Annotated in this window: 13 protein-coding genes and 1 pseudogene; 9 read left to right on the top strand and 5 right to left on the bottom strand. The window is 58.2% G+C overall.

What is annotated here, in order from left to right; genetic code table 11:
* Nucleotides 1-638: 638 nt before the first annotated feature.
* From AC5W54_RS22010 to AC5W54_RS21970, 9 genes are read left to right on the top strand one after another with little or no spacing between them, the layout of a single operon-like run.
* Nucleotides 639-1,499, top strand: coding sequence for a transketolase (locus tag AC5W54_RS22010; RefSeq protein WP_495964241.1), 861 nt, complete (start codon nucleotides 639-641; stop codon nucleotides 1,497-1,499).
* 12 nt (nucleotides 1,500-1,511) lie between these two features.
* The gene (locus tag AC5W54_RS22005; protein ID WP_495964240.1) at nucleotides 1,512-2,534 is read left to right on the top strand and encodes a transketolase family protein; all 1,023 of its coding nucleotides are present in this window, start codon (nucleotides 1,512-1,514) and stop codon (nucleotides 2,532-2,534) included.
* Between the two features lie 46 nt (nucleotides 2,535-2,580).
* Complete coding sequence (locus AC5W54_RS22000; RefSeq protein ID WP_495964239.1) at nucleotides 2,581-3,561, top strand: TRAP transporter substrate-binding protein; 981 nt, start codon at nucleotides 2,581-2,583, stop codon at nucleotides 3,559-3,561.
* Between the two features lie 15 nt (nucleotides 3,562-3,576).
* Nucleotides 3,577-4,140 carry a TRAP transporter small permease gene (locus AC5W54_RS21995; protein WP_495964238.1) on the top strand — a complete coding sequence of 188 codons (564 nt, stop codon included), beginning with the start codon at nucleotides 3,577-3,579 and terminating at the stop codon, nucleotides 4,138-4,140.
* Nucleotides 4,137-5,396, top strand: coding sequence for a TRAP transporter large permease (locus AC5W54_RS21990; protein ID WP_495964237.1), 1,260 nt, complete (start codon nucleotides 4,137-4,139; stop codon nucleotides 5,394-5,396). Before AC5W54_RS21995 ends, AC5W54_RS21990 begins: the two co-directional genes overlap by 4 nt.
* Before the next feature lie 9 nt (nucleotides 5,397-5,405).
* On the top strand, nucleotides 5,406-6,287 hold the full coding sequence (locus AC5W54_RS21985; RefSeq protein ID WP_495964236.1) for an NAD(P)-dependent oxidoreductase: 882 nt from the start codon (nucleotides 5,406-5,408) through the stop codon (nucleotides 6,285-6,287).
* A 10-nt stretch (nucleotides 6,288-6,297) separates the two neighbouring features.
* Nucleotides 6,298-7,137: a sugar phosphate isomerase/epimerase family protein gene (locus tag AC5W54_RS21980; RefSeq protein ID WP_495964235.1), complete on the top strand. Its 840-nt coding sequence runs from the start codon at nucleotides 6,298-6,300 to the stop codon at nucleotides 7,135-7,137.
* Between the two features lie 12 nt (nucleotides 7,138-7,149).
* Nucleotides 7,150-7,902, top strand: a complete 753-nt coding sequence (locus AC5W54_RS21975; RefSeq protein ID WP_495964234.1) for an SDR family NAD(P)-dependent oxidoreductase — start codon at nucleotides 7,150-7,152, stop codon at nucleotides 7,900-7,902.
* Nucleotides 7,903-7,956: 54 nt separating this feature from the next.
* On the top strand, nucleotides 7,957-8,676 hold the full coding sequence (locus AC5W54_RS21970) for a FadR/GntR family transcriptional regulator (protein WP_495964233.1): 720 nt from the start codon (nucleotides 7,957-7,959) through the stop codon (nucleotides 8,674-8,676).
* An 88-nt stretch (nucleotides 8,677-8,764) separates the two neighbouring features.
* Here AC5W54_RS21970 and AC5W54_RS21965 read toward each other — a convergent pair whose 3' ends face one another.
* The 5 genes and pseudogenes from AC5W54_RS21965 to AC5W54_RS21945 all read right to left on the bottom strand — a co-directional run bounded on the left by AC5W54_RS21965 (nucleotide 8,765) and on the right by AC5W54_RS21945 (nucleotide 10,417).
* Nucleotides 8,765-8,923: an IS66 family transposase gene (locus AC5W54_RS21965; RefSeq protein WP_495964232.1), complete on the bottom strand. Its 159-nt coding sequence runs from the start codon at nucleotides 8,921-8,923 to the stop codon at nucleotides 8,765-8,767.
* Nucleotides 8,920-9,207: an IS66 family transposase gene (locus tag AC5W54_RS21960; protein ID WP_495964231.1), complete on the bottom strand. Its 288-nt coding sequence runs from the start codon at nucleotides 9,205-9,207 to the stop codon at nucleotides 8,920-8,922. The genes AC5W54_RS21965 and AC5W54_RS21960 overlap by 4 nt, the downstream gene beginning before the upstream one ends.
* 65 nt (nucleotides 9,208-9,272) lie before the next feature.
* A pseudogene (tnpA, locus tag AC5W54_RS21955) lies at nucleotides 9,273-9,428 on the bottom strand (IS66 family insertion sequence element accessory protein TnpA); the annotation flags it as partial.
* 75 nt (nucleotides 9,429-9,503) lie between these two features.
* Nucleotides 9,504-9,968, bottom strand: coding sequence for an RES family NAD+ phosphorylase (locus AC5W54_RS21950; RefSeq protein ID WP_495964230.1), 465 nt, complete (start codon nucleotides 9,966-9,968; stop codon nucleotides 9,504-9,506).
* Nucleotides 9,965-10,417 (bottom strand): Xre family toxin-antitoxin system antitoxin, encoded by a 453-nt coding sequence (locus AC5W54_RS21945; RefSeq protein WP_495964229.1) that lies wholly within the window; start codon nucleotides 10,415-10,417, stop codon nucleotides 9,965-9,967. The genes AC5W54_RS21950 and AC5W54_RS21945 overlap by 4 nt, the downstream gene beginning before the upstream one ends.
* Nucleotides 10,418-10,720 lie beyond the last annotated feature (303 nt).

Below are 10,720 nucleotides of genomic sequence, written 5' to 3'. Positions count from 1 at the left end.
CGAATACATCGAGATGGAGTACAACAGCTGCCGGCTCCACTCGACCCTGGGCTACCAGACGCCGAGGGAGATTGAATTGGCAGCTGCGGCTTGAAAATGTGTCCGCTCTGGCTTGACCAGAACATCCTGTGGCAAGCGCAACCGGGCCTACTTCCACTGGAAGGCCAACATGCTTCTGTGCCCTATCGCCGAGTACGTGGTAGCCCACGAGCTGGTGATCTACATGAACCCCACCATACCCCCGCCTTCTGGCGCCGCTTGGAGCGAGCCATGACGGACTACGCAAGCATCATATCATAATCAATTCGGCTATAATGGTCTACCAATTGTCGAAGATGAGCGGCTTGGTTGGCTTCTGAAATGTGCTCTGGATACTACGAGTATAGTTTAGTTTTTAGCGATATACCAAAGCATAGGGCCAGGATATCCTTCCGTGTTATACATATCTTATTGTTTTGCATCATTATTTTACCAGTCCTCTGGGGCTTTTATTTTATTAGCAGGCATATAAATATGAGGCTATATACTAGATGCCTCTCAATTCAACATTAGCGGAACAAGCAATAGACTAAGGTCTCATTTCACAACCAATCCACGATCCCTACCATCAAATGGTCAACCAATTGGAGGTGACTGGAATGAGCCAAACCGCTACCGGATCGAAGCCCAGCGCTGTCGAGGCGCTTCGGCAGCGAGCCTACAAGATTCGTCGCCACGCCTTACGGATGGGCGAGGTACAAGGGCAGGGCTACGTCGGCCAGGCCTTGGGGGTTGCCGATGTCCTGGCAGTCTCCTATTTCCGCGCGCTGAAACTGGATCCCCAGAACCCGGAATGGGAGGGGCGGGATCGTTTCCTGCTGTCTATCGGGCACTACGCCATTGCCCTGTATGCCGCCCTGATTGAGGCCGGTGTCATCGCTGAGGAGGAGATCGAAGACTACGGGAGCGACGACAGTATCCTGCCCATGTCAGGCATGGCCGAATATACGCCGGGCATGGAGATCACCGGTGGCTCTCTGGGCCACGGCCTTGGCATTGGTGTCGGCATGGCGCTGGGGCTCAAGCGCAAGGAGAGTGCCTCGCGCATATTCAACCTGCTGTCGGACGGCGAGCTGAATGAGGGCTCGACCTGGGAAGCCGTCGCATCCGCCGCCCACTGGAAGCTGGACAACCTGATTGCCATAGTGGACGTCAACGATCAGCAGGCCGACGACAAGTCGTCCACGGTACTCAACTACGAACCGATAGCCGACAAGTGGGCCGCATTTGGATGGGAGACCTATCGAGTCGATGGCAATGATCTTGAGGCGCTGGTCGAGGCCTTCGACAGTGCTTTGGAAAGCAGCTCCGACAAGCCCCGCGTCATTATTTGCGACACCCTGATGGGCCGCGGTGTGCCCTTCCTCGAAAATCGAGACAAGACCCACTTCATTCGCGTTGATGAGAATGAGTGGAGTGTGGCGCTCAAGCAGCTCGATGAAGTCTACGGTGTCCAGTAAGGAGGAGATGAGATGAGCGCCAAGAAGAAGTTGAAAACCTCGGCAATGATTGCGTCCATCGCCGGTGAGGGCCAGCCAACGACGTCGGCTCCCTTTGGCCATGCGCTGGTAGAGGCTGCCGAGAAGAACCCGAAGATCGTAGGTATGACGGCGGACCTGGGCAAGTATACCGATCTGCATATCTTCGCTCAGGCCTACCCCGATCGGTATTACCAGATGGGCATGGCCGAGCAGTTGCTCATGATGGCAGGGGCAGGCATGGCTCGTGAGGGTTTCATCCCCTTCGTCACGACCTACAGTGTCTTCGCCTCACGCCGCGCCTATGACTTCATCTGCCTGGCGATTGCCGAGGAGAAGTTGAACGTCAAGATCATCAGTGCGCTTCCGGGGCTTACCACCGGCTATGGGCCGAGCCACCAGGCCACCGAAGATATCGCCATCTTCCGTGGCATGCCGAACCTGACCATCATTGACCCCTGCGATGCGGTGGATATCGAGCAGTCGGTGCAGGCAATGGTGGATTTCGACGGGCCCGTCTACTTGCGACTGCTGCGTGGCAAGGTCCCGCGCGTCCTGGACCGGTTCGAAGGCTACCACTTCGAGATTGGCAAGGCCAAGCGGCTGATTGATGGTAAAGATGCCCTGATTATCTCTTCCGGCCTGATGACGACACGGGCGATCGAGGCCTCCGATCAGATGAAGGAAAAAGGTGTCGATGTGGCTGTCATGCACTGCGCTACGATCAAGCCGCTGGACACTGACGCCATTCTGGAAGAGGTGCGTCGTCACCCCGACCGCCCCGTTTTCGTGGCCGAGAACCACTCGGTCGTGGGTGGCCTGGGTGAAAGCGTTGCCTCACTGCTGATGAAGGAGGGCGTGTCGGTCAAGTTCCGTCAGATTGGACTTCCCGACGAGTTCCTGGACGCCGGTGCCTTGCCGACCCTTCACGATCGCTATGGTATTTCAACCAAGGAGGTAGTGAAAACTCTGGAGAGAAATGTCTCCGTAGACGAAGAAATCAAGCCAACTATCTAAAGCGCTAACTACATTTACAACAACTATCTGAACAGAGAGAAACATCATGAAAGCGACAGTTATTGGATCCGTAATCGCCGGTGCCTTTTTCCTCTCCGGTACCGCTGCTGCTCAGCAGACACTCCAACTTGCCCACAATGCGGCGGAGGGAAATCCCAAGTGGGATGCCTCAGAACGCTTTGCAGAGCTGGTGGAAGAGGGCACTAACGGCCAGCTTGTTGTGGACGTAGGTGGCAACGCCCAGTATGGCGATGACATGGAAGCGCTGACCCAGATGAGAATGGGGACGCTGGCATTCAGCACCAATAGCCAGGGTGCGACATCCAGCGTTGTACCACAGTTCTCCGTGCTCGGCCTTCCGTTCCTCTTCGACTCGCTTCCCACCGCCTGGAAAGTGATGGACGGCGAAGTCGGCGACGAGCTGAAGAAACTGGCGGAAGAGCAGAATCTGGTGCTTCTCGCACTGTGGGATAATGGCATTCGACACGTCAGCAACAATGTCCGTCCCATCGAGACACCAGAGGATATCAATGGCCTAAAGATCCGTACGCCACCCGATGAAATGACCGTCGATATCTTCGAGGCGCTGGGTGCCAACCCGACCCCGATGAACTTCTCCGAGCTTTACATCGCCCTCGAGCAGGGGGTCGTGGATGGCCAGGAGAACCCGCTGATGAATATCCATTCATCCAAGCTCTACGAAGTGCAGGACTACATCTCACTGACCGGTCATAAATATGAGTCCACTCCGCTGCTGATGAGCAAGGCCGTATGGAATACCCTGACGCCTGAGCAGCAGGAAGTGATTCAAGCAGCGGCAGTCGAGGCCGGTGAGTTCAATCGTCAGGCATCTCTCGAGGCAGATGAGGAGCTTCGCAGTACGATGGAGGACGCTGGCGTGGCGTTCAATGAAGTAGAAAAACAGCCTTTCATCGAAGCTACTGCATCCGTTTACGACCTGTGGCGTAATGAGTACCCAGATCTGGTCGAGATGGTCGTCAATGCGGCTCAAAGCGAGTCGCAATAACGGGAGGGGCTTTCCATGAAGCTCTCGGAAGAGAGCCGCAGCAGTGAAGTGGGTGCGCCCACTTCACTGTTAGTGAGCTCAAAGAATATCATTTATCACGCCTTTAAATGGATTTCCATCGTATCCATCGTGGCCATCTTCCTGTCGCTGTTGTTGGGTGTGGTGGTCCGGTATGTACTCTCCACTAACCTGGGCTGGGTGACGGAAGTACCCAATCTTCTTTTCCCCTGGTTGACGATGAGCGCCATCGTGGCCGCCGCCGCCAGGAACGAGCATATCGGCATCGATCTGGTGGTGGAGAAACTGCCCAGACTGCCGAGGAAGGTTGTCGTCCTGGCCGTCAACGGCATCGCGATGATCGCCTTTGGTACCATGGCCATCCACGGACTCGACGTCGTCGAGATCGCAGGAAGCCAGCGACTCCCGATAACCCGGGTTGGCATGTCCTGGGCCTACTGGTCGGTGGTAATTGGATTCATGGGCCTGGCAGTCGATTCGCTCATTAACATCGCGATTGTGCTGACCGCTGGAGATCAATTCTCCGAGCCTCAAGTCTCACACGGGGAGGATGGGATATGACGGCCCAAATGCTTATTGGCTTTATCCTGTTTCTTTTGATGGCGATGCCGGTCGGCTACTCGCTGGTGATTAGTGGTTGGGCAGCACTGTCTGTCTTCGGACCTATGCCATCAAGCATGGCTGTCATGAAAATTTTTCAGCCGACACAAAGTTTTCCTCTGCTGGCGATACCCTTCTTCATTCTATCGGGAAGCCTGATGATGTCAGGCAAGCTGGGTAAGAAGTTGGTGGGCTTAGCTTCCATGTTGGTTGGAAAATATCACGGCGGTCTCGGTCAGGTCACCGTGGTGGGGTCGACCGTGTTCGGTGGCGTCTCTGGCTCTTCGGTGGCAGAGGCTTCGGCCCTCGGTTCCATGCTGATACCCTGGCAAAAGAGAGAAGGCTATCCAGGCGCTTTTGGGGCGGCCGTTACCTCGGCTTCATCGGTAATTGCTGGCCTGATGCCGCCTTCGATTCCGCTGATACTGTTTGCCACCGTCTCGAACAGCTCCATTGCGTCACTGTTTATTGCGGCGGTAATACCGGCACTGATGCTCGCCGGCGGGATGATGCTGGCCTGTTATATTATCGGCAGACGCCGTGGATTCCCGCGGCTTACGCTCAAGCATACTCGCGCCGAGGTGAGAAGCACGCTGATCACCGCGTTGCCGGCTCTGCTGATGCCGGTGTTTATTGTCGTGTTGCTGCGTGCCGGCATTGCCACGCCCACCGAGGTAAGCATCATCGCCGTTGCCTATGCGCTGGTGGTCAGCATCGTCATCTATCGCGACCTCACTGCCGATCGAGTCATGAGTGCGCTGGTGAACACGGTGATCACTACGGGAATCGTCATGCTGATCATCGCGGCCGCCAACATCATTGCCTATATTCTGACCTCCGGTGGCGTGCCTCAGGCAGTCGCCCAGTGGTCCGTAGAGTATCTCAAGCATCCGATCCTGATCATCCTGGCGATCAATCTGCTGCTGCTCTTCATCGGCATGTTCCTCGACCTGCCGGCCGCCATCCTGCTGCTGGGACCGACGCTGGTCTCCATCGCCAATGCGATCGGGCTGGACCTGGTGCAGCTCGGCATCATCATGTGTGTGAACCTTAGCATCGGCCTGTTTACGCCGCCCATCGGCACCACGCTGTTTGTCTCTTCCGCCATTGCCCGTGAACGTATCGGGGCCGTGGTCAAGGAGCTGGGCCCCTTCTATCTGGTCGCCATCACCGTGCTGCTGCTGGTGTCCTATGTGCCAGCTCTAATCGTTTACTGAGGTGTGATTATGCGAAATATCGCTTTTGCAGGACTGGGGGCCATGGGGTGGCCCATGGCATCCCGACTGAAAGAAGATGGCTTCCAGGTGCTTGGCATCGATGCGTTCGAACAGCGAGCAATAGATTTCAACGGCCAAGAGAGTTCCGCCGAGGAAGAGAGTCGCTATCTTGCCAGTTGCGAGGCGCTCTTCCTCATGGTGGTCAACACCGACCAGATCCGCTCACTGCTGTTCGAGAAGGGAGTCGTTGAGTCGCTGGGGCAGGGTGCCTGCATCGTCCAGATGTCTACCATAGCGCCCGACGATGCTGCGGCCATGGCGAGAGACGTCGCAGCGGTGAGGCCCGACCTGCGCTACCTGGATGCCCCGGTCTCCGGAGGTGTGGCGGGCGCTCGCGCCGGTGAGCTCACTATCATGGCCTCGGGGGCGGAAGACGCCCTGGCAGGATGTCGTCCGGCGTTCGAGGCGTTGGGCAAGGCCGTGTACGAGGCGGGGCAGCATCCGGGACAAGGCTCCGCGATGAAGGCCGTCAACCAGCTGCTGTGCGGTGTGCACATCGCCGCCGCCGCCGAGGCGCTGGCGCTGGCCGAGAAGAACGGTATCGATGCGTCGCTGATGCTGTCGATGGTGCAGGGGTCTGCGGCGTCCAGTTGGATGCTCAAGGATCGCGGACCGCGGATGATCATCGAGCCAGGCGATATCACCAGCGTCATCGATATCTTCTGCAAGGACATGGGCATCGTCTGCGACTCAGCGAAAGCCTCCAAAGCCTTTACTCCATTGGCGGAAACCGCTCGCCAGCTGTTTGTGTCCAGCTCCCAGCGCGGAGAGGGCCAGCTTGATGACAGCCAGCTGATTCGCATCTATCGGCTGCTCAATGGCACGGCCTGAGGAGGCACCAATGACCTGCTATGTATCTGTCAGCACCGCGGCCTATGATGGTTACGGCTTCGATACGATCCTGCCATCATTGGCGCGCTGCGGGGTGCGTCATGTCGAGTTTGCCTTCATCGATGGCTATGTGGAGGCCTTTACCGATAGCGACTTCACCGACGACTTCTCTATAGAATTGAAGAGCCAGATGCAGCGATATGGACAGGAGTGTCGCTACTTTTCCGGCCATATCGACCTGGGAGGCGAGGATGCCACTGCCAGGCTCGAGGCGCGCTGCCGCTTCGCCGCCACCCTGGGGGCCTCCTTCGTGATCACCAATGCCGCCACGCGCGATCGTAGCGACGCCTTCTTCCGCCAGGCTGATACCTTGGCGGCGATAGCCCGGCAATATGGTGTGCGCATCCTGCTCGAGAACCCGGGCAACGGAGTGCCCAACGTGCTCGACCATGCCGGCGACGTGCCTGGCCTGCTGGAGCGGCTGGATCGCGATGCCTTCGGTATCAACTATGACGTCGGCAATCTGTTGTCGCATTGCTCCGAGCGGGAGCCGATCAGCGATGTTCGCGAGGCCATGAGCATTGCCGACCATTTCCATCTCAAGCCTTGCGTCCGAACCGCGGGCGGTATCGACTTCGTTGCCTTTGGCGAGGGAGATGTGGATGACACCGAGGTGGCAACGGCGCTTCTGAAGCAAGGCAAGCCGTTTTCGCTGGAGCTTCCGTTTCGCCTCCATCGTGATGCCAATTCGCAACCATGGCGCGATGAGCAACCACTGTCACTCGAGATGATCGAGTCACGCGTTTCCCGCTCCCTGGAGGAGCTGAACTTCCTTACCGAGAATGCATAAGAGGACAACATCATGCTGCTTAAAGACAAAGTGTGTATCGTCACCGGCGCCGCAGGTGAAAAGGGGATCGGCCTGAGAACCGCCAAACTCTTCTATGAGCAGGGGGCCTCGGTGGTGATTTCCGACATCAACGAGCAGGCCTGCGAGATGGTACGTGGTGAGTTCGATCCCGAACGTTCTCTGGTAGTGACCGGAAACGTGGCGAATCGTGATGACTGCCTGAATCTGGCGAAGGCCGTGAGCGACAAGTTCGGTCGTATCGATGTGCTCGTCAACAATGCCGGCATCACCCAGCCGGTGAAGTTCGAGGAGATTTCCCCGGAAGACTATGACCGGATCCTCGATGTCAACCTGCGCGGAATGCTTTACATGTCACAGGCCGTCGTGCCATATATGAAGCAGGCGGGGTCAGGCTCCATTGTCAACACCTCCTCAGTCTCCGCGCAGCGGGGCGGCGGTATCTTCGGTGGGCCGCACTACAGTGCCGCCAAGGCCGGTATGCTGGGGCTCGGCAAGGCCATGGCGAGAGAGCTGGGGGCTCACGGCATTCGGGTTAACGCAGTCACCCCGGGTCTGATCGCTACCGATATCACCGCCGGCAAGCTCGACGACCAGATGAAGGCCAAGATTCTGGAGGGCATTCCACTGGCCCGTCTGGGCGCGCCCGACGATGTCGCCAATGCCTTCCTGTTCCTGGCCAGCGAGCTCTCGGGCTACATCACGGGGGCTACCCTGGATGTCAACGGTGGTATGCACATTCACTGACTATGCTAAGCTGCCCCTATACCCATGGTATGGGGGCAGCGCTTGGATGACATTATGAGCCAGATTGATCCGAACCTTCTGGACAGGCTGAAGGAGTTCGTTTCCGTCTCCGAGCTGTCCAGGGACGGCCGCTTGAAACTTCCGCCGGAGAGGGCGCTGTGTGAGCACTTTGCCATGCACCGCTCCTCGGTCAGGAACGTGCTTTCGGTACTGCACAGCCTTGGGTTCATCGAGCGCAAGCAGGGTAGTGGTACCTTTCTCAAGATGCCTGAGCCGGTCTTCATTCAGCTCTATTTCGAACTTGCGCTCAAGCTCAATTATATTTCCGTCGATCACCTCGAGACCGCAAGGGAAATGTTCGAAAGAGAGATCGTCCAGGCCGCTGCGGTGAATCATCAGCCCCATGAGCTGGAAAGGCTCGAGCGGCTCTGCGAAAAGATCGTGAAGTCCACCGATGTTCTCGAAGGCATACAGGCCGATTACGACTTCCATGAACAGCTGGCCATCATGGCCAAGAATCCTGCCATCTTGATCATCTTTCAGGGGCTGTCATCGGTACTGAAGAAGGTCCTTCACCAGCGCAGGATCCTGGCAAGGCAGTCTCGAGAGGCGCAAAAGAAAACCAACGAAACGCATATCGCGATCGTGGCCGCCGTCAAGACGCGCGATCGGGAGTTGGCGCGTCAGGCGATGCAGGATCACTTCGAGACCTGGAATCAGCAGACGATGCGAACCTTTCCGGAGGCGGCGGCGCCGAGCTTGCTCACCGAGTAAGTCTCACGCACGATCTCCATGCTTCATCGGTCCGTGGTTGATCGCCGAAAGCACCTATTGGCATCGAGGGTTTGCGCCTCGATGCCGCTCACGGCGGGGCGTAGGAGGCATTGCCGTCAGTCAGCAGCACGCCCTCGAAGTGCTTCCCCGGCACGTTGTCGATGTGCACCTTGGCCCGCGACGGGGAGAAGGTAAAGCTGATTTCGTCGTGGTCGCCGTACAGCGGCCAGAACCACGCCTCCTTCATCTTGCCCCTGGCCTAGCGCCGCGGCTTCTTGGCGGGTGAGGTTCGGGCGGCGGCGGTACCGGCAGATCCTCCATGCTGCTGAGCAGGCTCTGCTGCATGGCCGGGTCGAACTCCAGCAGCCGTTCTGACTTGCGGCCGAACAGCTGCCGCTTGAACCAGTCGAGCTGTCGCTGGAGTGACGCGTTCTCTGCCCTGAGCGCCGCCATATCGGCCACACCGTCGCCCAGGTCGAGTTCGATCTCCCAGCCACGCGCAATGCCACCGGGCTCCTCCGTCGCGGGCATCGACAACGGGGCGAAGAGCGTTGTCTCGGGATCCGAGCCTGAGGTATCGCCAACGTTCCTGATGTCAGGCGGCGCTTCCAGTGCTGGAACGAGCTCGTGGACAGGCCTTTCTGTTCACAGAAGATCCGCTGGGACAGACCGCTGCGGGCTTGCTCCTTGATCCAGGCTTGCCACTGCTCGGCCGGGTAGCGGGGGGGCGTCGAGTCGTCATGGGCACTGATCCTCCGTCGGTGAGTGACGGGATCAGCGTAGGGGGTCAGGCCGCTTCGAGAAATGACGCGCCGGAATGGCCGTACCTACAGGCGGTTATCCGGGGCAAATACGATTTCTTTGGCACCATCGGCCATCGCCTTGAAGTCGGCATGGTCAGGGTTGACCAGATAGTTCGTTTCTCGGGGTACCACGACGCTCGGGACGGCCAGCACGAGACTCGGCTGGCTCTCCAGCCAACTGTCGCCGATCTCCGCGGTAGAGGCTGGTGCGGGCTCAACCATCCAGTCATCCGGTAGTCCATCTGCTGGAAGGCGCATAAGGGCGTCTTCATGGAAGGACACCTCAAGCAGTGCATACGCCTCCAGCAGGCGGTAGTCTTCGAGGTGCACCATCACCTCGAGCATGGCCAGCGATTCTGAACTCGCCAGGTACACGCAGGCCTTCCCTTTGCTGTTCCACCGACCGCCGAACAGTCGAGCGCCCTCACCATCGAAGGCGCTCCTGAGCCACTTCCGCTTGACGAGACGGTATCCATAAACCGTGCTCATGCGAAAACGCCATGCTCAAGCCGCCCGATCAGGTCCAGCACGGCTTCAGCCCCCGCCGTCGTCGCGATCATCTCCACCGGACGCTGGTCGCCGAGCCCGCGCACCGGGTTGAGGAGCCACTTGTTCGCCCGCTGTTTGTCACCCTCGAACAGGTCAACGGCGCTCTTGTAGACTTCAGCAAAGCGATACAGCCGATCGCCTTCATCAACCTTGAAGCGCCCCGCTTTCGCACGACGTTGCAAGGTGGCTGAGGAGATGACCACAAAACGCGCCAACTCCTTGCTTTCCAAGCCGGATTCTGACGCGAGCTTGGTGTAGACCGTGTAGGAGATGCCTTCGCTCAGGGCTTTATGCAGCTCTGGCCCACGAGAGGGCAGCCCCAAGGTCTTCCAGAAGTCCTCCTTCCGAGCCGTTGCCTTCGGTCGATACTCTTTGATGGCGGCTTGCATGACCTATTCCTCCGGCTATCACCTGATATGCCGACAGTGTATCAGATGATTCTTCCGGCAGCACTGCAGACCAGGGGAGCGCCCCCTGGCCGGGCCGCGTCGGGACCATGTCCTGGGCGGCCATAGCCAATGGATGACTAGAGCGAATAAGCCACCACTGATGAATAGAGGACACACAGTGAAGTGGTCCAATTGGAGCGGACACCCCGATAAGCCTCATAATGGAGGCAATGGAGGTGTTCATGACCAAGAAGACTCGACGTCGATTTTCCGATGAATTCAAGGCGGATGCGGTGAGCCTGG

This window comes from Halomonas sp. LMYGS-3 (assembly GCF_059509875.1).
The sequence above is the reverse complement of the archived record's forward strand: the minus strand, read 5'-3'. Positions and strand labels throughout refer to the sequence as shown.